Genomic DNA, 25518 nt, shown 5'->3' with positions numbered 1-25518 from the left:
CTCTCTACGAAAAATCGCTCCAGCTCAGATGTCGCGAATCGAGATCGCCGACCGAAACGGTGCCGCGGATTTCTTGAGGGATGTGGAAGCTGCTGCGCAGATACACCAGCGGCGCCCCGTCGGAATGCGACACGCCGCGTACCTCGCCGACGAAGATCGAATGCGTTGTCGTCTCGAATTCCTGTGCCAGCACGCAGTCGAATGCGGCAACCGCATCCGTCAACACCGGCGCGCCGGTCGCCCCGCGGGTCCATTGCCCGAAGGCAAAACGGTCGTCGCCGTTGACGCCTTTCTGGCCGCTGAAGGTGAGCGCCAGCAGCGCGTGATCCTCGTGGAGGAAGTTGATCGCGAAGGCGGCTTCCTCACGAATGCGCGCATGTGCGCTGGCGTTGCGATTGACGCAGACGATCAGCGACGGCGGATTGTCCGACAGCGAGCAGGCCGAGGTCACCGTCAGCCCGGTGCGCTTGCCATGCTCGGCGCCGACCGTGACCAGCGCGACGGCGCCGGCACATTGGCGCATCGCCTGTTTGAAATCCTTTGCGTCGACCGTCACGCCCAAATCTCCGAAATAGATGCGGGTGCGGCAGGATCGCGCCGCACCCGCCTTCCGGTCAAGCCGCCCTGCGCGCACCGCCGAGATGCTTCAGGCGCGGCATCACCTCGTTGCTGAGCAGGGAGAGCGAATGCTTCCAGGCTTCCGGCTTGTGCTTGTAGTCGAAACCGAACACGAGGAGCACGCCGAAGCCGCCGACCTCGTCGTAGATCTTCTCGATCTTCTCGGCGACGGTTGCGGGCGAGCCGACGATCCAGTTCCGCTTGGCGCAATATTCGACGGTGACGTCGCTGTCGGGCACGTCGGGCGCGTGCTTCAGATAGTCCTTGAAGCCGAAATGGCCGAGCAGGGGCAGGAAGTACTCGCCCATCATCCGGCCCATCATGTCGCCGGTCGAGAGCTTCCAGGCCTCTTCATCCGTGTCGGCGACGAACACCTCGCGCACCAGCCGCCAGTCCTGGCGGTTCGGCTTGCGGCCGGTCTTGGCGGCGCCGATCTCGACCGAGTCCCAATGGCTGCCGACATAGGCCGGGTTGAGGTTGAGGCTCATCGGAATGAAGCCGCGCTCGCCGGCGAGCTTCAGTGTGTCCGAGTTCTTCGACAGCCCGGCAACGCCGATCGGCGGATGCGGCGCCTGCAACGGCTTGATGTGGGGCTTCAGGAAGTCGAACATCGTGTCCGGCTTGGTCACCGTCCAGAACTTGCCCTTGTAGGTCCAGGGCGCGGGATCGGTCCACATTTTCAGGATGATCTCCAGCGCCTCGCGCGTCATGTCGCGGTTCTGTCCGCTCATGCCGTCGACGTTGAACATCGCCCAGTCGCTCGGCAGGCCGCTAGCCGCAACGCCGAAATTGAGCCGGCCCTCGGAGAGGTGGTCGAGCATGGCGACGCGGTTGGCGAGCTCGGCGGGATGGTGATAGGGCAGCAGGAAGCCGCCCGGTCCGATGCGAATATTCTTGGTCTGCATCAGCGCCTGCGCGATCAGGAGATCCGGCGTGGGGTTGGGTTCCCAGGGCGCGGTGTGGTGCTCGCCAACCCAGGCCTCCTGATAGCCGAGCTCGTCGAGCCAGCGCATGACCAGCAGGTCCCAGTCGTTTCCTTCCTTTAGGCCGCACTCCGGCGGGTGCGAAGGCATCGTGAAATATCCGATCTCCATGGGTTTCCTCATCTGATGTTGACGCGTCTTGTTGCGCGGTTCACGGATGTGAGTGGAGATGCTTGAGCAAGCGGTGTGCCAGCGGGGTCAGGGCTCAAACTGACGAGAAAAGGCTGGTTTGCAGCGGCAATAGCCGATATCCCGAGGCGGAAATGCGTGGCGTCGTCTCATTGTCGCGAGACGGCGTCTTGCCGGCGAGACGAGGACGTGAACTGACATGAGTGAGCCTGCCTATGTCGCTGTGGACTGGGGCACCAGCAGCTTTCGGCTCTGGCTGGTTGATCGCGCCGGCCACGTTCTGGCCGAGCGCCGCAGCGACGAGGGCATGCTGGTGGCGGCGAAGGCTGGTTTCGCCGGGGTGCTGCAATCGCATCTCGCTGCGGTCGAGGCCCCCGAGCATCTGCCGGTTCTGGTCTGCGGTATGGCGGGTGCCCGCACCGGCTGGGTCGAGGCGGGCTATGTCGACACGCCGGCGCCGCTTGTGGGCATCCTGAGGCAGGCCGCGCGCGTGCCGGGCCAAACACGCGACATCCGCATCCTGCCGGGTATCGCGCAGCGCGACGCCAGGGCGCCGGACGTGATGCGGGGTGAAGAGACGCAATTGCTCGGCGCGCTTGGCCTGGATGCCACGGGCGAGACGCTGGTGTGCATGCCCGGCACCCATTCGAAATGGGTGCGCATGAAGGGCGGGATGGTCGAACATTTTTCCACCTTCATGACCGGTGAGCTTTTCAGCGTGATCTCGCGCGAGACGATCTTGTCGCTCGCGGTCGCCGGCGCCGATGACGCCGAAGACGTCGCGAGTTTCAGGGCCGCCGTCATTGCCGCATACGAGGCGCCTGCTTTCGCCGCCAATCTCCTGTTTGGCGCGCGGTCGCGACAGCTCCTGTTCGGCGGCACGCCGTCCGCCGCGCGCGAAAGGCTGTCGGGCACGTTGATCGGGGTCGAACTCGCGGCAGGACTTTCCGGGACGTTGCCGAAAGCTGGCGTCACGCTGATTGCGTCGGGACGGCTCGCGATGTTGTACCAGCTGGCCTTTGACGCGCTGTCGGTCGCGGTGAAGCCGATCGATGCCGACGAAGCCGTCCGCCGCGGCCTGTCGATGGCGGCGGCCGCGATCTGGGTGAAATAGAAGGACTCCCAAGATGAGCATTCCCTTTCCGCCGATGAAGCGACCGTTGGTTGCGATCCTGCGCGGCGTGAAGCCGGAGGAGACCGAGGCCATCGTCGGCGTGCTGATCGAGGCCGGCATGACCGCGATCGAGATTCCCTTGAATTCGCCCGATCCGTTCCGCTCCATCGGACTTGCCGTGAAGCAGGCGCCGGCCGGCGTGCTGATCGGCGCCGGCACGGTGCTGACGACCGCAGATGTCGATCGCCTCAACGACGTCGGCGGCAAGCTGATGGTCTCGCCGAATGTGGATACGCTGGTGCTCGCGCGTGCCCATCAGTACGCGATGGTCACGTTGCCGGGCGTATTCTCGCCGACCGAAGCGTTGCTCGCGGCGCGCTCCGGCGCATCGGGTTTGAAGTTCTTTCCGGCCAGCGTGCTCGGCGCCTCCGGCATCGCCGCGATCCGCGCCGTGCTGCCGGCCGGCGTGCTGATCGCGGCCGTCGGCGGCGTCTCCGACCAGAATTTTGCGGAGTATATCAAGGGCGGCGTGACCGCCTTCGGGCTCGGCTCCAGCCTCTACAAGCCCGGCATGAATGCGGCCGATGTCGCCGCCCGCGCCAAGGCGACGATCGCGGCCTACGATCGGGCGATTGTGAAAGATTGAGCAGTAATAAACAAGCCGTGATGCCGTCACGGCGGCTTAGTGTCCTATCTTGCGTTACCGGCGAGATCAGGAGACCGACATGGCGATCAACAACATAGCTGATCTGTTTGTGGCAACGCTCGAACAGGCCGGCGTCAAGCGCATCTATGGCATCGTCGGCGACAGCCTGAACGCTTTCACCGAATCGCTGCGGCGCCGCGGTACTATCGAATGGATCCATGTCCGGCACGAGGAAGTCGCGGCATTCGCGGCCGCCGGTGAAGCCGAGATGACGGGGAGCCTGGCGGTGTGCGCGGGCTCCTGCGGCCCGGGCAATCTGCATCTGATCAACGGCCTGTTCGACGCGCATCGCAGCCGTGTTCCCGTGCTGGCGATCGCGGCGCAGATTCCGTCGGCCGAGATCGGCGGCGGCTATTTCCAGGAAACCCATCCGCAAAACCTGTTCCGGGAATGCAGCCATTATTGCGAGCTGGTCTCGGATCCGAGCCAGCTTCCTTATGTGCTGGAAAACGCGATTCGCGCGGCGGTGGGCTTGCGCGGCGTGGCCGTGATCGCCATGCCCGGCGACGTCGCCTTCCGTACGCCGCCCAAGCGCGCGCTGTCGACGGCGCGCGGGCTTGCGCTGTCGCCGCCGAAGGTCGTGCCGCAAGCCGACGAGTTGAAGGCGCTCGCGGATCTCCTCAATGGTGCTGAGCGCATCACGCTGTTTTGTGGCCGCGGCTGCGCTGGCGCGCATGCGCCCTTGATGCAGCTTGCCGAGGCCTTGAAGAGCCCGATTGTGCATGCGCTCGGCGGCAAGGAGCATGTCGAATACGAAAACCCCTACGACGTCGGCATGACCGGCTTCATCGGCTTCTCCTCGGGCTATGCCGCCATGCATGCCTGTGACGCGCTGGTGATGCTCGGCACCGATTTCCCCTACAAGCAGTTCTTCCCGACCGACTGCCAGGTTGCGCAGATCGATATCCGCCCCGAGAATCTCGGCCGGCGCTGCAAGATCGATCTCGGTCTCGTCGGCGACGTCAAGCTCACCATCGAGGCGCTGCTGCCACTCTTGAAGAGCAAGACGCAGCGAAAGCATCTCGACGATGCTGTTGCACACTACAAGAAAGCGCGGGAAGGGCTCGACTCGCTTGCCAAGGGCACGCCGGGCAGCAAGCCGATCCATCCGCAATATCTCGCCAAGGTCATCAGCGATCATGCTTCTGATGACGCAGTGTTCACCGCTGATGTCGGCACACCGACGGTGTGGGCCGCCCGCTATCTCGACATGAACGGCCGCCGCCGGCTGATCGGCTCCTTCGTGCACGGCTCGATGGCCAACGCCATGCCGCAGGCAATCGGTGCGCAGGCCTCGCAGCCCAGCCGTCAGGTGATCTCGCTTTCGGGCGACGGCGGTTTCACCATGCTGATGGGCGATTTGATCACGCTGACGCAGATGAAGCTGCCGGTGAAGGTCGTGGTCTTCAACAACGGCGTGCTCGGCTTCGTCGCACTGGAGATGAAGGCGGCCGGCTTCGTCGACACCAATGTCGACCTGGAGAATCCCGACTTCGCCGCGATGGCGCGCGCGATGGGCATCTTCGCCAAACGCGTCGAGGATCCCGGCGAGCTTCCGGGCGCGATGAAGGAAATGCTGGCCCACAATGGGCCGGCGCTGCTCGATGTCGTCACCGCCAAGCAGGAGTTGTCGATGCCGCCGACCATCACGCCCGAGCAGATCAAGGGCTTTAGCCTCTGGGTGCTGCGTGCGGTGATGAACGGCCGCGGCGACGAGGTGCTGGATCTGGCGAAAACGAATCTGCTGTCGCGCTAGGCGCAACGAGACTGGCGCGCTATTTCGTCGCTTCCTGCGCGCAAGTCGCGACCAGCACCAGGGAAACCAGTTGCGGAGTCGGGAGCCGCCTGGCATCGGGCTCGCCCTTGATCTTCAGGACGGTGTTGGTGCCGTCCTGCGCTGTTAACTCTCCGCACAGAGTCTCGGTGGGTTGGCTTGCCGTTGCGCCGCGAACGACCATTTTGACGAATGCAAGGGGTTTGCTTGCTGCTGTCGGTCCGTACCAGGACAACGCAATCGCGGCCGCGAGCAATGCTGCGCTGATAACTGCAAGGAGCTGGGCCCAGCCCAGATCGTTCAATGCCGCCGTCGCCAGGTTCACGTTGCGAATGTCGACCCCGCCTTCAGTCAGTATGGACTGTACGGTGACCGTTCGCAGTCTGCCATAAGCAGCCAGGAGGAACAGCCATAACGAAATCATCGCCAGAACGACCGCGAGCAAGGTGAGCCCGCCGAGTGCATATTGGACCCAGGGTTCATATGCGTTGATCGTACCCTGACCTTTGAAGAGCAGGATGGTCGTGACCAAGGTGAGAAGACCTGCTGTACCGGTTCGCCAGCTTTCAGCCGTCTTCCTAACCCGCTCAAGGGCGCCCTTGACCTCTTCCGCCAGGCGGGCTCGGTCGCCAAGTTCGCTTGCGCTGGGCATCGGATCGTGCGGTGGAACTGGCTTGATGACCGGTCCACTCGATCTTGCATTCACATGTGATGGCGCAGTGTCGTTCACGAGTGTTCCTCGTCGACGCTCTCGATACGCATCTTCCAGGTCGCGCCACATCCGGTGAGTCCGGAGCGTCCGAGACCGTCGGGGTGCACAACCTGGCAGCGGCACCGGACGCTGAACTCTACAGGTAGCAGCGGTCCGTTGATCATCCCAGCATCCCGCAACGTCTTGACCGTCGCGCGCAGGGTTTCGGGGCTCGTCGGAGCCACGCCCTTGAACGCGATCAGGAACTCGCTGTGTTGCATGTGGTCTTTGCAGCGCGGGCAATTGCCATCCAGCTCAAGCACCATTGGGTCATGGGCATCCGGACGCGGAGTTACGTTGAAACTTTCGACGGCCAAGGCCGACCACGTGGGATCGGGCTGGTCGATGTATTTGAGCGGCTTCTTCAAGCTTGGCCCCCCATGATTGGAAATCGTACACCTAGGCACTGCTTTACCGGAACTGGCGCGTATCGGGCGATGAAGTGCGCGATTTGATGACGCCGCCAGCGATCGTCCCGCTCGAGCGCCTCAACAGATGAAGCGGATTGCAGGACCTGCCTGTATGTGTCGGCGTCACAGAGGTTCGCGGCCAGGGCCTCCACGACGGCACTGGGCGAATGCGACATCAGAGACTGCATTTCCTTCAGCAGCGCCGTGTCTCGCGCGATATCACGCTGGCCCATGCTCCACGTCGTGGTCCGCAGAACCTCGTCCATGCGCGCGGCCGCCACCAGCCGACGTCGATCTCGCTCCTTGAGTGCTGCCCTGGCGAACCGTTCGAGCAATTCGTCGCTTGAACGAGCCCATTGTCGCAGCACGGGCGCATGCGATCCATAGCGTTCGCCAATCACGTGATCGCAAATATTGAGCCGCTCTTCGGCCGGGCGATGTGCCTCGTCGACCTCAATGGCGCCGACCAGCTCTCCAAGCTGGACGGCGCGCAGAAAAAAATAAATGCCGGTGACTGCTGCACGCGGATCGATCCCGTCTTTGTCCATCGACTCGATCGAAATGAAGGTGCCACTCACGTCGGCTTCGATCTCCTGTTCGACCGGCCGTTTATCGAGTTCCGCGAGGGAAGCCTTTGCGAGATCCACCTTGGCGGAGTCTGTGATCAGGTGCTTGTGCAGGATGTGCCCGACTTCGTGCGCGATTACGAAGCGCTCAGCCGAGGTTGCGAAGTTCTCCGCAGTTTTCGTCTCGCGTGGTCCGACCGGCCAATCCTCCACAAGCGGTGCGCGCACGGGTGACGCCATCCAGTCCAGCAGGGAGGCGATGATGCCAATCGTCTGGCTTTCCGGCGGCGCTGGTGGGTCGTTCGGCCCGCGTACGATCACGTGGGCGGCAAGCGCCCGGGCGAGTCGGTAGACGAACAGGGCAAGGCCTCGGTTGACCGCGATGACATGCCGAGGCGCGATCCATATCGTCAATGCTTCGATACCCGCGGGCGGAATCGTTCGTATGAGCACGCGGTCTGGTTGCAGCAACTGCGCGAGCTCAACGTCCTTCAGCGTAGTCCCGGCGTAGCGCAGAATGCTTTCGGTGATCGTCTCGATGACGCGGGCTACGGGGTCATTGTCCGGAGCCCCGATTTCGACTTCTTGCGGTTTGCCACGCGCGAACAGCTGGACGTAGAAGTCGTCCACCTGTTGGGCTGCGCCTTTGGAAGAGGACATCCTCTACTCCGCGGCAATCGGGGTCCGAGCCTTCATCTGCGTGAGGTTGATAGCATATAGCAATACATCCTTTGCGGATATCGTTTTCCGCGAGCCTCCCCAAAAATTGTAGGATCGTTCGGAACGTCCTCGTTGCTTCATCGAATTCGCTAATTAGCTGCGTTTCGCCGAAGGCAACGGCAGACGCTCGTGGCGGCGCTGGAAGCGCAGCCAGTGCAGCACAATTCCGATGATCGCCGCCGGCACGAAGCCAAGCACGATCAGGAAGTGCGGCAGCTCTTTCGGCGAGATGAAGGCAATGGCGATGTCCGAGATCAGCCAGAGCGCTGCGAATATCACCGCGAAATCCGTCCGCGGGCAGCGCAGATAATAGAACACGGCGGTGATGATGATGGCGGGGCCGATCGCGATGGCGATCATGACCGCCGTCAGCTCTTTCGGCGTGAGCGCATCAAGCACCATCGACGCCAACAGCCAGATGGCGGCGAACATGGCGATGATGTCGATCGGATGCCGCAACCCAATACCTCTCGTGGGAACGCGCTATCGTTGAGTCCCAAGCCCCGGCCGTCAAGCAAAATACGCCTATTCCTCGTCATTTCCAGGCGTCGGGCGCAGCATGAAATGACCGAAGGCGGAGGCTATCGGTTTATCCGGATCGTCCTGCCAGGCCCGCGCCTCGAAGGCGACGATACGCCGGCCCTGTTTCACGATCGAGACATTGGCAAAGCTGTCGAGCGCACGGCCGGAGCGCAGATAGTTGACCGTCAGCCCGATCGGCTTCGGTAGTGCGGCAATCCCGAGCTCGCGCCTCACGCCAAAAATCGCGGTGGTCTCGAGGAAGGCGCCGGTCATGCCGCCATGGATCGCGGGCAGGATCGGGTTGCCGATGATCATTGGCGAGAACGGCATCGTCAGCGTGCCATCGTCGTTGACGCGAATGCCGAGGCAGCGCGCGAACGGGCTGTTGGCGAACGGGCCATCCGGATCCTCAGGCGCCTCCAGCGTCGCGATGGCGCGGTTGTCGAGCCTGATGTCCGCGAGCATGTTGGTGCGGTTGGCGCCGATCATGAAGCAGGCGGTCGCGGTCGCGACCGGATCGTCCTCGGAGTCCTGGTAGGCGGTGGAGCGCACGAAGGCGATCGAACGGGTAGTGCGGTAGCAGACCGAATGCGCCTTGATGTCGAGGCCGGGCGTCGCCGGCTTCTGGTAGTCGATGCGCAGGTCGAGCGTTGCAATCGCACTTGTGCCGTCGAGCGCGAGCTGCACGGCCATGCCGCAGCTCTCGTCCAGCATCGCGGTGACGACGCCGCCATGCAGTACGCCGGTCTCGGTGTCGCCGACGAAGGCGGGGCGGTAGGGCAGGCTCGACCAGGCTTCTCCCGGTGCAAAGCGGTCGAGCTGGAGTCCGCTGATATGGCCGTAATCGGAACGGCGGCCTTTGATGGCCTCGGCGAGTTCCGCGAAGGCAAGCGTGGTCGGTGAGCTGGACGTAGGAGAGTTGGACATGGTCACGTTCTAGACCAGTGCCGCGCGCCGCGCAAAACATCGCATGCATTGCTGTACGGCGGGTCTGCTCGAGCATGATCCGGAAAAGTGCGCGGCGGTTTTCCGAAAAGATCATGCTCAAACAATAACCTAAAGCGCGATGACATCGCGCTTTAGGCCCGGTTTGGCCTCGACAGGGCGGGGCGAAGCAACGATGGTGGGCGTTCGTCCACTGCCCGCGAGGAGTATCCCATGGCCGACCCCGAGACGCCCGCCAATCAGGGGCCCGTCACCATTTCGAGCTCCAGCTCCGAGCGGGCGCCGATCATCTATTTCGACGGCGCGTCCTGCTTCGGCCATCACAACGGCGCGATCCAGATCGAGCTCGCCGCCAACCTCCTGCTGCCGGTCGGTGCTGCCGTCAGGGTCGACGTGGTCCAGACCGCGCATCTGCGTTGTAGCGTGGCCGCGGCACTGGCCTTGCGCGAAGCGCTCGACAAGGCACTGGCGATGTACAAGCTCGGACAGCAGCAGCCGACTCCGGAGGAGATTCCGGCGGTGAAGAATTGAACGGCAATTGACTCGACGCACTGTTTGCGCCATTTTTTACGCAGGTTGATACGACCTGCCGGTTGCCCCCTCCGCGGAATGGTGAACGTATCGAGCCCTGATCGGCCCCCTTTGCCCGAGCGACCGGGTCAGCAACGCAACCACCTGACACACCTGGATCGCTCATGCAGAGGACGAACCGATGCGCGATTTTCGCGATGCCAAGGCTATGGCGCAGACCCTGCGCGAATCCCTGACTACCAAGGCCGTCACCATCAGTCACAGCGAGAGCCTCGAACTGGTGTCGAGGATGCTCGGCGTTGCCGACTGGAACACGTTGTCGGCACTGCTTCACGCCGAGCGCCGTGACGCAACTGTACCGGCTGCACGGCTCAAGACGACAACGGCGGTCTATCCAGCCGTTCCGCTGCGCGATCTCGTTCCATTTCCGAATGCGACTTACCCGATGTTTGTGGGCCGCGAGAGAACCGTCCAGGCCCTGAACCAGGCGTTTGAAGGTGGGCGGGAGATCGTCGTGGCGATCCAGCAGGAGGCGGCCGTCGATGAACCCCGATTTTCCGATGTTTACGAAATCGGCGTATTGGCCCAGCTGCTCGAACTCGAACCGCTCGCCGATGGTACGTTCAGGGTGCTGACGCGCGCGCTTCGGCGTGTCGCGCTACGCAGCTTTGCGACTGAAGCCTCTGGCTATCAGGCTGAGGCGGCTGAAGTTAGCGAAGGAGCGGCCCGCGATGCCCGGGATCTGATCCGAAGGATCTATCAGCGTTTTCAGGATTACACGGCGGCGCATGGAATTCTGGTACCGGATATCTGGCTGTTCTTCGATCAAACGCGCGATCCTGGACAGATCGCCGATACCGTCGCGACGCGGATGAAGCTGCCCGTCAGCGACAAATACGAGCTGCTGGCGACGCTCGATCCCATGAAACGGCTCGAGCGGATCGAAGCGCTGCTTGATCTGTCGCAGCGCCAAATCTCGGCAAATTACGCGGCCACGAAACGGCAGGCGCTGGATCACGCTGATGGGCGTCGCCATCAATACGCGACGCTTGAGCATTTGCTGCTCGCTCTGATCGATGATGCGGAAGCATCTGCGGTGATGCGCGCCTGCGACGCAAATCTCGCTGGGCTGAGGCAAAGCCTTGCGCAATATCTCGACAACGAGCTCAAACACACCGTGACCGAGACCGGGAGTGCCGAGCCCACGGCGGCGTTCAAGCGCGTCGATCAGCGCGCCGCGCTCCACGCTCAGGAGGTGGGCTATGCCGCTGTGACCGGCGCCAATGCGCTTGTCGCCTTGTTTGCCGAAACGCGAAGCCCCGCGGCGCGGCTGCTCGCGGATCATGGTGTCTCGCGCGGGCCCACCGATAAAGCGATCGCGCGAGGCGTTGGCAAGGGCGCGCAGTAGAGCCCAGGCGATCGCATCTCAATGCGATCGCTGACCCCTAGCCGACATGCACCTTCGGCTTCTTGCCGCCGTTCCACTTGCCGTCGAGTGCGCGCTCGATCTGGGCGGCGAGTTGCAGCAGCAGGCCGTCATTGGCCTGCTTCGCAATCGCCTGGATGCCGAGCGGCAGGCCGTGATCTTGCGCCGCCATCGGCATCGAGATCGCGGGCATGCCGCAGAGATTGGCGAGCGGCGTGAAGGCGAAAAAGCGCCAGAGATTGCCGAACCAGTCGAGCACGTCCGGATTGTCGGAGATGGTGAGATATTCTTTCGTGCCGACCTTCGGCGTCGGCAGCGCGGTGATCGGCGTCAGGATCACGTCCCACTGTTCGAAGAAGCTGCCGAAGCCGCGCGACGTCGTGTTGAACACGCCTTGCATCCTGGCGCGGTCGGCGAAACTCGTGTGCCGCCCGGCTTCCCAGATACGGATGTTGACGGGCTCGATCAGATCCTCTGGCGGCCGCTCCAGCCCGCGTGCGGCGAGCATGTTGGAGATCACCACGGCAAAATTGCTGATGTAGCAGGTAGTCTGGGCCTCGAACGCGGTGCGGAAGTCGAGCTCGGGCAGCGCATAGTCGACGTGGTGGCCGAGGCCTTCGAGGAAACGGCCGGTCTTCTCCAGTTCGGCCGCGATGTGCGGCGTCGCGGTGTAGTCACCCCAGGTGTGCGACAGCGCGATGCGAAGCTTCGCCGGATCGCGCTTGACCATCTCGCTATAGGGCTGCGCCGTGGTCCAGAATGGCATGAACTCGCCGGGCGCAGGCCCGCGGGCATGGTCGACGAAGGCCGCAGTGTCGCGCACCGAGCGCGACTGGCAGCCCTGGATCGAGACGAGGCCGGTGAGGTCCGACATGTGCGGCGCCAGCGAGAACACGCCGCGCGACACCTTCAGGCCGATATTGCCGTTGACGCCGGCGGGAATGCGGATCGAGCCGCCGCCATCGGTCGCATGTGCGATCGGCACGACGCCGGCCGCGACCATCGCCGCGCTTCCCGCCGATGAACCGCAGGTGGTGTAGTCGGTATTCCAGGGATTGCGCGTGACATAGACGGCCGGATTGTCGGCCGAGCTGCACACGCCGAATTCCGGCGTCGTCGTTCGCCCAATCAGGTTCAGTCCGGCCTGGCGCAATTTTCCGGTCAGGAATGTGTCGGCGGCGGCGCGATTGCCGCGCATCAACAGCGAGCCCATCTCCTGGAGCCGGCCCTTCATGGTCGGGCCGAGATCCTTCATCAGGAAGGGCAGGCCTGCGAACGGGCCGGCGAGATTGGCGCCGTCCTTGGCCGGATCGGCGATCACGTCGTCGAACAGCTCGACCACGCCTGACAGCGTCGGATTGACCTTGGCAACGGCCGCGGCGGCCTGGCGGGCCAATTCCTTCGCCGTCAGCTCACCCTTGCGGACGCGCGCGGCCAGCCCCACGCCATCGTGCTGTGCCCATTCGTTCCAGCTCATCGGCAAAGTCATGAAGTTCAAATCCCTTGAGATGCGGCGTCACCTTTTTCGCAAGGGACCGCCTGAATCAACTGAGCCGGCGCGAGGGGCAGGGTTGCGCCGGGCGGAGAGGTCGTGTGAGCTTCTAATGCGGATGCATCAATCGGGCAGCCGTGCAATGACCGCAACCGGACCGCCGCCGGCCGGTCCCTGGTGCTCGGCGCCACCGGAGACGTAGATCGCACCGGTGCCGGCGAGGCCGGCAATCAAGCCGCCGACGGCTGCGCGGGCGTGGCGCGTCGAACTGATGTCGGTGTCTTCCAGCATGGTATGACGGAAGCCACGCACGCTGCCGTTCGGCGAGGCCTCGGCCTTGGCGAAGATGTTGACGAACTCGCGGCCCGCCTTTGCTTGTGACGCAATGCCAAGTCCGACGCTCTCAAGCGCTGACATTACCGCGGTGGCGTCGATCGCGTCGCTCATCACGGTGTGTCCTATCTCGAATTCGCTCGCGGATGACGCCGAGTTGCCGAGCACGATGACGACATTATGCATCAGCTCGATCCCGGACGAGGTGGAGGCGACCGACGAGAACAAATCGTAGCGTCGCAGTACGTCCTCATCGCGGATGTCGGAAGTGATCTCGCCGAGCGCCACCGCAACTCCGAGCGCGGAGGCGCCGCGCGAATAGGCCATCGAGGTATAGGCGCTGGTCGTCGCTGTCTTGTTACCGCGTGCGCCTGCCGCCTCGACGCGGTCGCTGGTGAGCAGCGGGCATTTGATCTGCACGAAATGGACGTCCGCGGGATCGGCGATGCCGGCATCCTCCATCGCGGCCTTGACGGCCTTGGCCGTCTCCGCGATCTGCGCGGAACGACCGAGCTCCTCGGGGAGAAAATCGCGGGTATGCGCCATGCCGATGCTCAGGCGCTTATCGGAAACACTGGCCGGTCGTTCGGCCTCGCGGCGCGTGAACACCGTGATATGTGGGCTGAGCACGCCCTCGGTGCCGCCGGACATCACGAAGGCGATGCGCTGCTCGACCTCCTCCGGAGACAGGCCGAGCCTCGGCGCCAGCGCCGTGCACAGCGCGGCGACGGCATATTCCCGGGTGAAGTCGTTGACGCCGCCATTGCCCTCGGTCTTGCCGAGGACGGCGAGGATGGATTTCGGGTCGATCACGCCGGAGCCGATCAAGTCCATGAGGCCGGAGACGTCGCCGGGGCCCTTGGTGGCGATCCTGATGACGCCGACCGATGTCGTCCGCATTCTAGTCCTCGTGTGGGCTTTAGGGGCCCGGCACGTAAACCAGCCGTGGAACCGGGGTGCATGTCAAGCCACAAGCCGTGCTCTCACACCGTCACCCTGAGGTGCGCGCTCTTGCGCGTCTCGAAGGGCGACGGCCCGGCTCTTGGCCGTTCATCCTTCGAGGCTCACCATGTGGCGCGTTGCGCCCCATGGCTCGCACCTCAGGATGACGGGCTAATATCTTGATCGACGCAACACAGCGCTGGGCCGCCGCCCCCACGATTGTGGCGAGATCGCATCGGGTCAACAAAAAAATCCTCTGTCGACGGTTGCGCGCCGCACCTTGATGAATCAACCTTGGTTGGTCCATAAGCGGCGTCCCGCGGCCGGTTTCGGTTCGCGTTGCGTGCTTGGAAGAGGGATTCTCGCGTGGCGAATATCAACCAGAAAATTGCGCAGGAGCTTGGGGTTCGCCCCGAGCAGGTCGAGGCGGCGGTGACGTTGCTTGACGGCGGCGCCACGGTCCCTTTCATCGCCCGTTACCGGAAGGAAGCGACCGGTGCGCTCGACGACGCGCAATTACGCACCCTGGAGGAGCGCCTGGTCTACCTGCGCGAGCTCGAAGATCGCCGCAAGTCAATCCTCGAGTCGGTCCGCGAGCAGGGCAAGCTCGATGCCGCGTTAGAGGCCAGTATTCTCGCCGCCGACAGCAAGGCGCGCCTCGAAGACATCTATCTGCCGTTCAAGCCCAAGCGCCGCACCAAGGCCGAGGTCGCCAAGGAAGCCGGCCTCGAGCCGCTCGCCAATCAGCTGATGGCGGAGCCCACGAACGATCCCAAGCTGGTTGCGGAGACCTTCGTCAACGCCGAGAAGGGCGTTGCGGACGCTGCCGCAGCACTCGACGGTGCCCGCGCCATTCTGGTCGAACGTTTTGACGAGGACGCCGACCTGATCGGCGCGCTGCGCGAGGACGTCTGGACCAATGCGCGCATGGCCTCCAAGGTGCGCGACGGCAAGAAGACCGAGGGCGAAAAGTTCGCCGACTATTTCGAGTTCTCCGAGCCGCTGACAAAGCTGCCCTCGCACCGCATCCTCGCGATGTTCCGCGGCGAAAAGGAAGAGATCCTCGATCTTCAGATCCAGGCCGAGCCCGAAGCGCCGCCGGCAGGCGCGCCGGGAATCTACGAGCTGAAGATCATGAAGCGGTTCGGCATCGCCGATCTCAAGCGCGCCGGCGACCGCTGGATGATCGACACCGTGCGCTGGGCCTGGCGCACCAAGATCCAGGTGCATCTCAATATCGACCTGCGCATGCGGCTGTGGAATGCGGCCGAGACCGAGGCCGTGCGCGTGTTCGCCTCCAATTTGCGCGACCTGTTGCTGGCCGCGCCCGCCGGCACCCGCGTCACCTTGGGACTCGATCCCGGCTACCGCACCGGCGTCAAGGTCGCCGTCACCGACGCGACCGGCAAGGTTGTCGATACCGCTGTGATCTATCCGCACGAGCCGCAGCGGCAGTGGAACGAGTCGCTTGCCATCCTCGGCAAGCTCGCGCTGAAGCACCGCGTCGAGCTGATTGCGATCGGTAACGGCACCGCCTCGCGCGAAACCGACAAGCTTGCAGCCGACCTCGTCAAGGGCCTGGCCGAACTGAAGATGACCAAGATCGTGGTGTCGGAAGCCGGCGCGTCGGTCTATTCGGCGTCTGCCTTCGCGTCGCAGGAATTGCCCGAGCTGGACGTCACCCTGCGCGGCGCGGTTTCGATCGCGCGTCGGCTCCAGGATCCGCTCGCCGAGCTGGTCAAGATCGAGCCCAAGGCGATCGGCGTCGGCCAGTATCAGCACGACCTCGGTCAGGCCAAGCTCGCCAAGTCGCTCGATGCCGTGGTCGAAGATTGCGTGAACGCCGTCGGCGTCGATGTCAACACGGCGTCCGCGCCGCTGCTCGCCCGCGTGTCGGGCGTCGGCTCGGGCCTGGCGCAAAGCATCGTGCAGCACCGCGATGCTAACGGCCCCTTCAAGTCGCGCAAGGCGCTGAAGGAGGTACCGCGGCTCGGGCCCAAGGCGTTCGAGCAGTGCGCGGGCTTCCTGCGCATCCTCGGCGGCGAAGACCCGCTCGATGCCTCCGGCGTGCATCCGGAAGCCTATCCGGTGGTGCGGCGTATCCTTTCCGCCACCAAGAGCGACATCAAGGCACTGATCGGCAGCAGCGAGATCGTGCGCACGCTGAAGCCGAAGGATTTCGTCGACGAGACCTTCGGTCTGCCGACCGTCACCGACATCCTGCGCGAACTTGAAAAGCCCGGCCGCGATCCGCGTCCGGCATTCAAGGCCGCGGTGTTCATGGAGGGCGTCGAGGAGATCAAGCATCTCAAGAAGGGCATGATCCTCGAGGGCACCGTGACCAATGTCGCCGCCTTCGGCGCCTTCGTCGACATTGGCGTGCACCAGGACGGCCTCGTGCACATCTCGGCGATGTCAAAAACCTTCATCAAGGATCCGCGCGAGGTGGTGAAGCCCGGCGACATCGTCAAGGTGAAGGTGCTGGACTTCGAGGTCGCGCGCAAACGCATCTCGCTGACCTTGCGGCTCGACGACGAGGTCGGTGACAAGAAGGATGCGCCCGGCATGCAGCGCGACAACAGCTCGCGCAATGCCGCCCGCATGACCTCGTCGGCGCCGCGCAAGCAGGAATCCTCCGGCGGTGGCGCGCTCGCGGAAGCATTGCGACGTGCGGCCGAGAAGAACGGTGGCAAACGAGCGTAGCGCCGCGTCTCTCTTAACCGCTCCCCGCCCTGCTGCGGGGAGAGGTCGGATCGCGCCAGCGATCCGGGTGAGGGGCAGGGCACTGCGTCGCCGAGATGTAGGTCCATCCGACTCGTTGAGTGAGTGTCGTGAATCAGCTCGCATCACACTCGCGGAAATAGCCCCTCACCTCACCCTCTCCCCGTAAGAACGGGGCGAGGGTGAGAGAGCTTGCCTCCCTAACTTCCGCGTCAGAATCTGGCGCATTTGTAAGTTGAAGGTGAGGGCGCATTCTCCTCATCTGGTCCTCTGGAGCGGCGAGACTGTCGCCGTGACAAGGAGGATCTTCTGATGAACAACAGGCTTCTCACCGGCATCGTCGCGGCGGCCATGGCTGCGACATTGGCGGTCGCTTCGCCCGTTCTTGCCCGAGGTGGAGGCGGTGGCCATGGTGGTGGTGGTTTTGGCGGCGGAGGGCATGGTGGTGGCGGCTTCGGCGGCGGCGGGCATTTCGGCGGTGGAGGGATGCACGTCGGCGGCATGGGCGGCGGCATGCACTTCGGCGGCATGGGCCGTGCTCACTTCGGCGGCGCCCGCTTTGCCGGCTCGCCGATGGCCGCCCGTGCTGCCTTTGGGCCACGCTTTGCCGGTGCGCCACTGGCGACCCGCGCTGCCTTCGGGCCGCGCTTCGCCGGTGCCGGCTTGCACGGCCGGCCTTTCATCGGCCGCCATGCCTTCTTCTTTCACCACCATCATTTCCGCCGTTTCGCCGTCTTCGGCGCGCCCTACTACGCCAACTATTACGACGATGGCTGTTGGCGCAGGAGCTTGACGCCCTATGGATGGCAATGGGTCAATGTGTGCGGGGATAATTGGTATTAGCACCGCCGTACCGCACCATTGTCGCGATCGCCACCGGGCAGTTCCGCTCAGCCCCGGAACGGGATAGTCTGGTGGCGATCGTCGCGCGGAGTTTGTCATGACCGGAGGCCACCGTCGCATCCTGGTCGTCGAGGACGATCCGGAAACCGCAGGCCAGCTCGTCGAGGAGCTGACGACCTCCGGTTACGATGTCGATCTCGCCGCCACGGGGCGCGAAGCCCTGAGCCACGGCGCCGCGCGCGACTATGCTGTGATCACCATCGACCGCATGCTGCCCGACATCGACGGCATCACCGTGATGCGGCAAATGCGCGATGATGGCGTTGCTGCTCCCTTCCTGATCATCTCCGCGCTCGGCGAGGTCGACGACCGCGTGCGCGGCTTGCGCGCCGGCGGCGATGACTATCTCGTCAAGCCATTTTCCTTTGTCGAACTGCTCGCCCGCCTGGAAGCGCTCGGCCGCCGCAGTGAGACCATCGCCAAGGAAACCATTTTGCGGGTCGGCGATCTCGCCATCGACCTGATTGCACGCAATGCCAGTCGCCGCGGCCGCAAAATTCCGCTGCTGCCGCGCGAGTTTCAGTTGCTCGAATATCTCGTCCGCAATGAGGGCCGCGTCGTCTCCCGCGCGATGCTGCTCCAGCATGTCTGGGATCTGCATTTCGATCCCTCCACCAACATCATCGACGTCTATGTCGGGCGCGTCCGCCGCAAGGTCGACGATGCCCAGGCCTATCCGCTGATCCATACCATCCGCGGCATCGGATATTGCATCCGTGCTCCTGGTTAAAACGCTTCTTTCGTCAACCTTCCGGCTGGCGCTGATCGCGATCGCCGCATTCGGGCTGATCGTCGCGGCGATCATGGCTTATGTCTATTACGGCACGCTCGCCTATGTGGAGAGCCGGGTCGGCGACGCTGGCGATCACAGCGGCTTCACCGCGATGATCGAGCTTGCGATGATCGCGGTCGCGGTGCTGCTTGCAGTGCTGGCCGGCCTTGCGGCCGTGCTGGTGACACGGCGCACGGTGGGACGGATCGAAGAGATCAATGCCACCAGCCGCGCCATCATGCTTGCCGGTCTCGACCAGCGCATCCCCTTGCGCGGCAGCCACGACGAATGGGACCGCGTCGCCGAAAACCTCAACCAGATGCTCGACCGCATCGAGACGCTGGTGGGCGAGGTCAAGCAAGTCAGCGACAACGTCGCCCACGATTTGCGCACGCCGCTGACCCGCATGCGCGGCCGGCTGGAAAAGGCCTATCACGCCCCGCGCGACGGTGAGTCCGACGCGGCTCTGATCGGCGACACCATCGCCGACCTCGACGCCGTGCTCGGCATGTTCGCCTCGATCACGCGGATCTCGGAAATCGAGACCCGCGCGCGCAGGAGTGCATTTCGCGCGCTCGATCTTGCCGAGATCGCGGGCGAGGTGGTCGAGCTCTACGACGCTGCCGCCGAACAGGTTGCCACCCGTCTCAGCCTCGGCGGCGACCGCGAGGTGCCAGTGACCGGCGACCGCGATCTGCTGTTCGATGCGATCGCCAATCTCGTCGATAACGCGATCAAGCACGGCCGTGCGGGCGGACAGGTGACTGTGACCTGCCGCAGCGCCGGCGACGGCGCGATGATCGCAATCGCCGATGATGGTCCGGGCATTCCCACTGAGGCGCGTGATCACGTGTTCAAGCGCTTCTACCGTCTCGAGCAGAGCCGCTACACCCCGGGCAACGGACTGGGCTTGAGCCTGGTCGCCGCCGTTGCCGGCCTCCATGGCGCAGAGGTCGCACTACATGACAATGCGCCGGGCCTGACGGTTCAGCTCAGCTTCCCGGTGGCGCTATAGCTCGATCACGCCGCGGCGCGCCGCATGCGCCACTGCATCGGTGCGGCCGGTGGCATCCAGCTTGTCGAGCAGCGAGCCGACATGAAACTTCACGGTATGCACGGAGATGTTGAGCTGACGCGCGATCATCTTGTTGGAGGAACCTTCAGCCATCAGCGCCAGCACGTCGAGCTCGCGCTGCGTCAATGCGATGTCTTCGGGCATGCTACGGGGATCGCGGGCGACCACCGTTGCCGCAGCGTGCTCGCCGGGCGCGGCAAGGCGAAGCCCCGCGACGCCGCTGAGCAGCGCCGCCAGGCGATCGGCGAGGGCGGGATCGTCGATCTCGAGCGACAGCACGATCTCCGGCGTTTTGTCCTCGCTCACGCCTCCGGCCTCTCGCCGATCGTGACCTTGAAGCTGGCCGGCTCGTCGCCGCGGCGCACCGCGACATCGACCACCGAACCGACGCTCGCGGGTCCCAGCGTTCGTAACAGTGCGCGCACACCGGAGAGTTTTTGGCCGTCGACGGCCACGATCACGTCGCCCTGGCGGATGCCGGCGGCGGCCGAGGGGCCAGTCTTGTCGACATTCATCACCATCGCGCCGACACCGTCGTCGAGCCGCACCGGCTGGAGCCCGAGCCCGAGATATCCGCGAGCAATGCGGCCGCGCGTATCGAGCTGCGTCGCGACACGCTCGATCGTGGCCGTCGGAATCACCAGCACGCGCCGAGGCCCAAGCACGGCCATACCGAAGGCCTCGCCCGAGGCATCGAGCGCAAGGCCTCCCTCCTGGCTGGGACGCAGGCGAACGTCGAGCTCAATCCGCGCATCGATGTCGCCGCCGCGCAAGGAGCGCCAGCTCTTGCCGGACAGCGACACCATCCCCAGCGCCGCACTCGGTGCGTCGCGGTTGGTCGCGACGACGACCGCCAACGTGCCGAGGGCTGGGACGATGGCGGCCAGCTTGACAGGGGCGATGCCGGTGTCAGCGCGCAATAGCGCGATATCGGTCGTATGGTCGCGGCCCGCGATCGTGGCGGCGACCGTGCTGCCGTCGGAGAGGCCGATCTCGACCTTACCCTCCTCGGCCAGCGCCTCATCAGCGGTGACGATCAGGCCGGGCTTCCAGACGAAGCCGGTCGCGCGGGAGCGATGCGAGTGCACGGAGACGATGGACGGCGCGGCGCGCGCCACGACATCCGCGAGCGCGGACGATAGCGAGGACAGAGGGGTGGAGGCGGTCATGGCGGGCTCCTGTAAGCTGTCCTCAATCTGGGATGTTGCGGGCGATTGCGAAACTGGCCGGGTGGCCAGGACAGGCCAAAGGGATCGGACTCCGTAGGACCACGGCCGACGAACATGTGATTGGGAGCCGCTCACGGGAACGTGTAGCAATCGCAAAATTGCGCCGCCCGGCTTTGAACGTTTTCAGCGAGCCCTGACTGATGACCATCGATCTCACCCGCCGCACCCTGCTTCATCTCGCCGGCGCCACCTCGCTTGCGGCCGCCGCCGCGGCCGCGGCGCGGGCCGAGGGCACGCCGCAAGGTAGCGGGCCGACCTACGCCAGCCGAACGCCGATGCGGGTCGGCATGGTGACGCTCCGGGTGAAGAATCTCGACACGGTTGCCGACTACTACCGCGACGTGATCGGGCTCACCGTGATGGAGCGCTCAGGCACTGCCGCAAAGCTCGGCACCGCCGGGATCGCACTGCTTGCGCTCGAAGCCCGTCCCGACGCCGCGATCGAGCCGCGCAACGCCGCCGGACTGTACCACACCGCCTTCCTGATGCCGACGCGCAAGGATCTGGCGCGCTGGCTGGTGCATGCCGCCTCGCATCGCGTGTCGCTGTCGGGTTTCGCCGATCATCTGGTCAGCGAGTCCGTCTATCTCGACGATCCCGAAGGCAACGGCATCGAGGTCTATGCTGATCGCGATCCCTCGCAATGGCAGTGGAGCGAGGGCAGCGTGAAGATGGCCGCCGACGAGCTCAACATCCCCGACCTGTTGTCGCTGACCAATACGCGCGTTGCCGACTATGCCAGGGCGCCGGATGGTCTGCGCGTCGGCCACATGCATCTGCGTGTCGGCGATCTCGCAGAGGCCGAGCGCTTCTATCACGGCACGGTCGGCCTCGATCTGACCCGCAAGCGCAACGGCGCCGCGTTCCTGTCGTCGGGCCGCTATCACCATCACCTCGGCATGAATGTCTGGCAGAGCCAGAGCGCAGGCCAACGCGACGATGCCACGACGGGGCTTGCCTGGTTTTCGCTGGTGACGGAGAAGCCGGAGCTGCTCGCCGCGCAGGAAGAGCGTTTGCGTAAGGGCGGCGCGCAGGTCACGGCGTTGCCGAACGGCGTGGAGGCGGTCGATCCCTGGGGCACGCGGGTGCGGCTGCTCAAGGTGTGAGCGAGCGCTCAGAGACGCGCTTAACGTGACCCGTCGGTTCATCCCGAGGCTTGCTTGCCGGCCAATTGGAGCCATGTTAGCACCGAACAGGTGGCGTGGGCCGAGCTGCCCCCGATATACCGGATCATTCCTCGACATGTCCGATTTTCATGGCGTCTTCCCCTATCTCGTCTCGCCCGTCGATGCCGATGGCGCGGTGCGCACGAACGTCCTCGCAAAGCTCTGCGACGATCTGATTGGCGCGGGTGTGCACGGGCTGACGCCGCTCGGTTCGACCGGCGAGTTTGCCTATCTCAATGCCGCGCAGCGTATGTCGATCGTGCAGACCACGATCGAGGCTGCGAAGGGCCGCGTGCCGGTCGTGGCCGGCGTCGCCTCGACCTCGACGGCGGACGCGGTGGCGCAGGCCAAGGCGTACCAGAAGCTCGGCGCCGACGGCATCCTGGCGATCCTGGAGGCTTACTTCCCGCTCGCCGACGCCCAGGTCGAATCCTATTTCCGCGCCATTGCGGATGCCGTGGACATTCCGGTCGTCATCTACACCAATCCGCAGTTCCAGCGCTCCGATCTCACCCTCGAAATCATCGCGCGTCTCGCCGAGCATCCGCGCATCGGCTGCATCAAGGATGCCTCGACCAATACCGGCCGGCTGCTCTCGATCATGAATCGCTGCGGCGATAGCTTGCGCGTGTTCTCGGCCTCTGCCCATATCCCGGCTGCGGTGATGCTGATCGGCGGCCGCGGCTGGATGGCGGGCCCGGCCTGCATCATCCCGCGCCAGAGCGTTGCGCTCTACGAGCTCTGCAAGGCCGGCCGCTGGGACGAGGCGGTCGCGCTCCAGCGCCGGCTGTGGCGCATCAACGAGGCCTTCGCCCGCTTCAACCTCGCAGCCTGTATCAAGGCCGGCCTCGCCATCCAGGGCTACGATGTCGGCGATCCCGTCCCGCCGCAGGCCCCGCTGACGGCTGAGCAGCGCAAAGTCGTGGAAGCGGCATTGCGGGAGCTTGATTAGCGAGCCGTCGTTCCCGACACGACCGGTGCCGTAGGGTGGGCAAAGCGTAGCGTGCCCACCATCTGATCACGTCCGTCGAGCGATGGTGGGCACGGCGCAAGTGCGCCTTTGCCCACCCTACGGAATCGCAGATTTACGGGACGGCATGCCGGAATCGTGGATATCCCGCCCAAAACCGCGGCTGGTCTCGCCTGCCTCGATCCGCTAAAAGGCAGCCCGATTTCAAGAGACTTCGAGGACCCAGCGGAATGAACATTCTTCCCGGCAATCTGCGTTTCGGAGCGGGCCAGCCCGTCAAGCGTTTGGAAGACCAGCGGCTGCTCACCGGGAAGGGGCAGTTCATCGACGACAAGCCGGAGGACGGCGCGCTGTGGTTGCATGTGCTGCGTTCGCCGCATGCGCACGCGAACATCGTCTCGATCGATACCAGTGCGGCGACGGAGATGCCCGGCGTCACCGCGGTCTACACCGGCGCCGACCTGATCAAGGACGACGTCGGTACCATTCCGACCCTGAGCATCTTCAAGCGCCCCGACGGCAAGCCGATGACGGTGCCGCCGCGCCGGCTGCTCGCCCATGAGGTCGTGCGCTATACCGGCGAGGCGGTGGCCGCGGTGGTGGCTTCGTCGCGCGCAGCCGCCCAAAGCGCCGCCGAAGCGATCGTGATCGAGTATGACGTGCAGCCCGCGGTGGTCGATCCGGTCGCGGCCGTGAAGCCCGGCGCGCCGGTGGTGTGGCCGGATGCGCCCGACAACATCGTCGGCGCGATGAGCTATGGCGACGCCGCCAAGGTCGACGAAGCCTTCGCCAAGGCCGCGCACACCGTCGAGCTCGATCTCGTCAGTCAGCGCCTGGTGCCCTCCGCCATGGAGCCGCGGTCGACGATTGCCGAGATCGACAAGACGTCCGGCCGGCTCCTGCTTCATGTGCAGTCGCAGACGCCGGCCTCGACCCGCGATGTGCTGGCGGAGGCCGTGCTGAAGCGGCCGAAGGACAGCGTGCGCGTGCTGGTCGGCGATATCGGCGGCGGTTTTGGCCAGAAGACCAATCTCTATCCCGAAGACGGCATCGTCGCCTATGTCGCGACCAAGCTGAACAGGAAAATCCGCTGGCGCGGCGACCGCACCGACGAATTCGTCGGCGGCACTCATGGCCGCGATCTCACCTCGACCGCCTCCTTTGCGCTCGACGAGAAGGGCAAGGTGCTGGCCTATCGCGTCACGTCAATCGGCTGTACCGGCGCGTATTCCTCAGGCGCGGCGAACATCATTCCGCTGGTGCTTGGTCCCTTCGTGCAGACCGGCGTCTACGATTTGCCGCTGGTGCATTTCGAGATCAAGTCGGTGATGACCCACACCGCGCCGGTCGGCGCCTATCGCGGCGCGGGCCGGCCCGAGGCCGTCTTCATCGTGGAGCGCCTGTTCGACGCCGCCGCACGGAAGATCGGCATGGATCCGCGCGCGATCCGCAAAGTGAACTACATCAAGCCGGCGCAGCTGCCTTATACGAACGCCGCAGGCCAGGTCTATGACTCCGGTGCCTTCGCGCACATGCTCGATCGCGCCGTGAAGCTCGCCGACTGGGACGGCTTTGCTGCGCGCAAGAAGGCGGCGAAGAAGAAGGGCCTGCTCTACGGCCGCGGGCTCACCTCCTATATCGAATGGACCGGCGGCCGCGCGCACACCGAAAAAGTCAGCCTGCACGCGACTTCGCAGGGCCGCGTCATCCTGCATTCGGGCACCATGGCGATGGGGCAGGGGCTTGCGACAACCTACACCCAGATGATCGCTGACACGCTCGGCGTCTCCATGGACAAGATCGATGTCGTCCAGGGCGATACCGATCTGGCGACAGGCTTCGGCAGCGTCGGCTCGCGCTCGCTGTTCGTCGGCGGTACGGCTGTGGCAGTCTCCTCCAATGATTTGATCCAGAAGGCGCGCGAGAAGGCGGCGAACGTGCTCGAGACCTCGGTCGAGGACATCGAATATCAGGGCGGCATGCTCACCGTGGTCGGTACCGACCGTCGCATCAGCCTGTTCGATCTCGCCGAGAAAGAGAACGGTGCGAAGCTGAGCGTCGATTCCGAAGGCGAGGTCGACGGTCCGAGCTGGCCGAACGGCACGCATATCTGCGAGGTCGAGATCGATCCGGAGACCGGCGTGTCCAAGGTCGTGCGCTACACGACCGTCGACGACGTCGGTGTTGCCGTGAACCCGATGCTGGTGACGGGTCAGATCCACGGCGGCGTGGCGCAGGGCATCGGTCAGGCCTTGTACGAGGGCGTATCATACGATTCCGACGGCCAGCTCCTCACTGCGAGCTACCAGGACTACTGCATCCCGCGCGCTGATGACGTGCCGCCGATTGTGGTGACGCTGGATGATTCCGCGCCCTGCCGCACCAATCCGCTCGGCGCCAAGGGCTGCGGCGAATCCGGCGCCATCGGCGGCCCGCCCTGCGTCACCAACGGCGTGATGGATGCGCTGGCCGAGCTCGGCATCACCCAGCTCAACACGCCGCTGACGCCGCAGAAGATCTGGAAGGCGATCCGGGAGGCGAAGGCGGCGGGTTAACTCCCCCTCGTCGTCCCGGGGCGCGCGAAGCGCGAGCCCGGGACCCATAACCACAGGAAGTGGTTTGGCGAAGACTCGTGGTGACCAGCTCATGCCATAACCTCTCCCTGTGGTTATGGGTCCCGGATCTGCGCTTCGCTTGTCCGGGACGACGGCGGAAAATGC

At 64.7% G+C, this 25518-nt stretch carries 23 protein-coding genes; 12 read left to right on the top strand and 11 right to left on the bottom strand.

What is annotated here, in order from left to right; genetic code table 11:
• Nucleotides 1-4: 4 nt before the first annotated feature.
• Nucleotides 5-556, bottom strand: coding sequence for a flavin reductase family protein (locus tag UP06_RS15310; RefSeq protein ID WP_156162989.1), 552 nt, complete (start codon nt 554-556; stop codon nt 5-7).
• 58 nt (nt 557-614) lie between these two features.
• The gene (locus tag UP06_RS15305; RefSeq protein ID WP_045003551.1) at nt 615-1712 is read right to left on the bottom strand and encodes an LLM class flavin-dependent oxidoreductase; all 1098 of its coding nucleotides are present in this window, start codon (nt 1710-1712) and stop codon (nt 615-617) included.
• Between the two features lie 217 nt (nt 1713-1929).
• Between UP06_RS15305 and UP06_RS15300 the strand changes: the two genes are divergently transcribed.
• From UP06_RS15300 to poxB, 3 genes are all read left to right on the top strand, one after another.
• Complete coding sequence (locus UP06_RS15300; protein ID WP_045003550.1) at nt 1930-2844, top strand: 2-dehydro-3-deoxygalactonokinase; 915 nt, start codon at nt 1930-1932, stop codon at nt 2842-2844.
• A 13-nt stretch (nt 2845-2857) separates the two neighbouring features.
• On the top strand, nt 2858-3490 hold the full coding sequence (locus tag UP06_RS15295; RefSeq protein WP_045003549.1) for a 2-dehydro-3-deoxy-6-phosphogalactonate aldolase: 633 nt from the start codon (nt 2858-2860) through the stop codon (nt 3488-3490).
• Nucleotides 3491-3569: 79 nt separating this feature from the next.
• Nucleotides 3570-5306 (top strand): ubiquinone-dependent pyruvate dehydrogenase, encoded by a 1737-nt coding sequence (gene poxB / locus UP06_RS15290; RefSeq protein ID WP_045003547.1) that lies wholly within the window; start codon nt 3570-3572, stop codon nt 5304-5306.
• Between the two features lie 19 nt (nt 5307-5325).
• Here poxB and UP06_RS15285 read toward each other — a convergent pair whose 3' ends face one another.
• The 5 genes from UP06_RS15285 to UP06_RS15265 form a co-directional block, all read right to left on the bottom strand.
• A complete protein-coding gene (locus UP06_RS15285) occupies nt 5326-6054 on the bottom strand; it encodes a hypothetical protein (RefSeq protein ID WP_156162988.1) in 729 nt (242 codons plus the stop codon).
• Nucleotides 6051-6443, bottom strand: a complete 393-nt coding sequence (locus UP06_RS15280) for a hypothetical protein (RefSeq protein WP_045003543.1) — start codon at nt 6441-6443, stop codon at nt 6051-6053. Before UP06_RS15280 ends, UP06_RS15285 begins: the two co-directional genes overlap by 4 nt.
• Nucleotides 6440-7711: a M48 family metalloprotease gene (locus tag UP06_RS15275; RefSeq protein WP_045003541.1), complete on the bottom strand. Its 1272-nt coding sequence runs from the start codon at nt 7709-7711 to the stop codon at nt 6440-6442. Before UP06_RS15275 ends, UP06_RS15280 begins: the two co-directional genes overlap by 4 nt.
• Before the next feature lie 153 nt (nt 7712-7864).
• Nucleotides 7865-8230 (bottom strand): hypothetical protein, encoded by a 366-nt coding sequence (locus UP06_RS15270; protein ID WP_045003540.1) that lies wholly within the window; start codon nt 8228-8230, stop codon nt 7865-7867.
• A gap of 66 nt (nt 8231-8296) precedes the next feature.
• A complete protein-coding gene (locus UP06_RS15265) occupies nt 8297-9220 on the bottom strand; it encodes a PaaI family thioesterase (RefSeq protein WP_045003539.1) in 924 nt (307 codons plus the stop codon).
• Between the two features lie 231 nt (nt 9221-9451).
• Between UP06_RS15265 and UP06_RS41510 the strand changes: the two genes are divergently transcribed.
• Nucleotides 9452-9769 carry a hypothetical protein gene (locus UP06_RS41510; protein WP_045003538.1) on the top strand — a complete coding sequence of 106 codons (318 nt, stop codon included), beginning with the start codon at nt 9452-9454 and terminating at the stop codon, nt 9767-9769.
• 181 nt (nt 9770-9950) lie between these two features.
• Entirely contained in the window at nt 9951-11177 is a 1227-nt protein-coding gene (locus UP06_RS15255) for an LON peptidase substrate-binding domain-containing protein (RefSeq protein ID WP_045003537.1), read from the top strand.
• Nucleotides 11178-11214: 37 nt separating this feature from the next.
• Here UP06_RS15255 and UP06_RS15250 read toward each other — a convergent pair whose 3' ends face one another.
• Nucleotides 11215-12684 carry an amidase gene (locus tag UP06_RS15250; RefSeq protein WP_045003536.1) on the bottom strand — a complete coding sequence of 490 codons (1470 nt, stop codon included), beginning with the start codon at nt 12682-12684 and terminating at the stop codon, nt 11215-11217.
• A 126-nt stretch (nt 12685-12810) separates the two neighbouring features.
• On the bottom strand, nt 12811-13920 hold the full coding sequence (gene atzD / locus UP06_RS15245; protein WP_045003535.1) for a cyanuric acid amidohydrolase: 1110 nt from the start codon (nt 13918-13920) through the stop codon (nt 12811-12813).
• Nucleotides 13921-14328: 408 nt separating this feature from the next.
• On the opposite strand from atzD, the gene UP06_RS15240 reads away from it, so the two are divergent.
• The 4 genes from UP06_RS15240 (at nt 14329) to UP06_RS15220 (ending at nt 19373) form a co-directional block, all read left to right on the top strand.
• On the top strand, nt 14329-16665 hold the full coding sequence (locus UP06_RS15240) for a Tex family protein (protein WP_045003534.1): 2337 nt from the start codon (nt 14329-14331) through the stop codon (nt 16663-16665).
• Between the two features lie 330 nt (nt 16666-16995).
• A complete protein-coding gene (locus UP06_RS39925) occupies nt 16996-17526 on the top strand; it encodes a hypothetical protein (RefSeq protein ID WP_082081438.1) in 531 nt (176 codons plus the stop codon).
• 97 nt (nt 17527-17623) lie between these two features.
• Nucleotides 17624-18316 carry a response regulator transcription factor gene (locus tag UP06_RS15225; RefSeq protein ID WP_045003530.1) on the top strand — a complete coding sequence of 231 codons (693 nt, stop codon included), beginning with the start codon at nt 17624-17626 and terminating at the stop codon, nt 18314-18316.
• Nucleotides 18303-19373, top strand: coding sequence for a HAMP domain-containing sensor histidine kinase (locus UP06_RS15220; RefSeq protein ID WP_045003528.1), 1071 nt, complete (start codon nt 18303-18305; stop codon nt 19371-19373). The genes UP06_RS15225 and UP06_RS15220 overlap by 14 nt, the downstream gene beginning before the upstream one ends.
• On the opposite strand, the gene UP06_RS15215 is transcribed toward UP06_RS15220, so the two are convergent.
• Nucleotides 19368-19739 carry a response regulator transcription factor gene (locus tag UP06_RS15215; protein ID WP_045003526.1) on the bottom strand — a complete coding sequence of 124 codons (372 nt, stop codon included), beginning with the start codon at nt 19737-19739 and terminating at the stop codon, nt 19368-19370. The two genes, UP06_RS15220 and UP06_RS15215, sit on opposite strands and share 6 nt — an antisense overlap.
• Nucleotides 19736-20602 carry a S1C family serine protease gene (locus UP06_RS15210; protein WP_045003525.1) on the bottom strand — a complete coding sequence of 289 codons (867 nt, stop codon included), beginning with the start codon at nt 20600-20602 and terminating at the stop codon, nt 19736-19738. Before UP06_RS15210 ends, UP06_RS15215 begins: the two co-directional genes overlap by 4 nt.
• Nucleotides 20603-20802: 200 nt before the next feature.
• Here UP06_RS15210 and UP06_RS15205 point away from each other — a divergent pair, with 200 nt between their 5' ends.
• From UP06_RS15205 to UP06_RS15195, 3 genes are all read left to right on the top strand, one after another.
• Entirely contained in the window at nt 20803-21768 is a 966-nt protein-coding gene (locus UP06_RS15205) for a VOC family protein (RefSeq protein ID WP_045003523.1), read from the top strand.
• A gap of 136 nt (nt 21769-21904) precedes the next feature.
• On the top strand, nt 21905-22780 hold the full coding sequence (locus UP06_RS15200; RefSeq protein ID WP_045003522.1) for a dihydrodipicolinate synthase family protein: 876 nt from the start codon (nt 21905-21907) through the stop codon (nt 22778-22780).
• Between the two features lie 248 nt (nt 22781-23028).
• Nucleotides 23029-25353, top strand: coding sequence for a xanthine dehydrogenase family protein molybdopterin-binding subunit (locus UP06_RS15195; protein WP_045003521.1), 2325 nt, complete (start codon nt 23029-23031; stop codon nt 25351-25353).
• Nucleotides 25354-25518: the final 165 nt, after the last annotated feature.

It is taken from the genome of Bradyrhizobium sp. LTSP857 (assembly GCF_000938285.1).
Classification (GTDB): Bacteria; Pseudomonadota; Alphaproteobacteria; order Rhizobiales; family Xanthobacteraceae; genus Bradyrhizobium.
Note: the sequence above shows the minus strand (reverse complement) of the source record. Positions and strands in the feature narration are given on the sequence as shown.

What these genes read in the sequence shown, in the direction of transcription:
- UP06_RS41510 (WP_045003538.1), top strand. Translation starts at nt 9,452, where the DNA reads ATGGCCGACCCCGAGACGCCCGCCAATCAGGGGCCCGTCACCATTTCG.
- UP06_RS15300 (WP_045003550.1), top strand. Translation starts at nt 1,930, where the DNA reads ATGAGTGAGCCTGCCTATGTCGCTGTGGACTGGGGCACCAGCAGCTTT.
- UP06_RS15275 (WP_045003541.1), bottom strand. Translation starts at nt 7,711, where the DNA reads ATGTCCTCTTCCAAAGGCGCAGCCCAACAGGTGGACGACTTCTACGTC.
- UP06_RS15210 (WP_045003525.1), bottom strand. Translation starts at nt 20,602, where the DNA reads ATGACCGCCTCCACCCCTCTGTCCTCGCTATCGTCCGCGCTCGCGGAT.
- UP06_RS15225 (WP_045003530.1), top strand. Translation starts at nt 17,624, where the DNA reads ATGACCGGAGGCCACCGTCGCATCCTGGTCGTCGAGGACGATCCGGAA.
- UP06_RS15305 (WP_045003551.1), bottom strand. Translation starts at nt 1,712, where the DNA reads ATGGAGATCGGATATTTCACGATGCCTTCGCACCCGCCGGAGTGCGGC.
- UP06_RS15250 (WP_045003536.1), bottom strand. Translation starts at nt 12,684, where the DNA reads ATGACTTTGCCGATGAGCTGGAACGAATGGGCACAGCACGATGGCGTG.
- atzD (WP_045003535.1), bottom strand. Translation starts at nt 13,920, where the DNA reads ATGCGGACGACATCGGTCGGCGTCATCAGGATCGCCACCAAGGGCCCC.
- UP06_RS15200 (WP_045003522.1), top strand. Translation starts at nt 21,905, where the DNA reads ATGTCCGATTTTCATGGCGTCTTCCCCTATCTCGTCTCGCCCGTCGAT.
- poxB (WP_045003547.1), top strand. Translation starts at nt 3,570, where the DNA reads ATGGCGATCAACAACATAGCTGATCTGTTTGTGGCAACGCTCGAACAG.
- UP06_RS39925 (WP_082081438.1), top strand. Translation starts at nt 16,996, where the DNA reads ATGAACAACAGGCTTCTCACCGGCATCGTCGCGGCGGCCATGGCTGCG.
- UP06_RS15265 (WP_045003539.1), bottom strand. Translation starts at nt 9,220, where the DNA reads ATGTCCAACTCTCCTACGTCCAGCTCACCGACCACGCTTGCCTTCGCG.
- UP06_RS15255 (WP_045003537.1), top strand. Translation starts at nt 9,951, where the DNA reads ATGCGCGATTTTCGCGATGCCAAGGCTATGGCGCAGACCCTGCGCGAA.
- UP06_RS15195 (WP_045003521.1), top strand. Translation starts at nt 23,029, where the DNA reads ATGAACATTCTTCCCGGCAATCTGCGTTTCGGAGCGGGCCAGCCCGTC.
- UP06_RS15295 (WP_045003549.1), top strand. Translation starts at nt 2,858, where the DNA reads ATGAGCATTCCCTTTCCGCCGATGAAGCGACCGTTGGTTGCGATCCTG.
- UP06_RS15205 (WP_045003523.1), top strand. Translation starts at nt 20,803, where the DNA reads ATGACCATCGATCTCACCCGCCGCACCCTGCTTCATCTCGCCGGCGCC.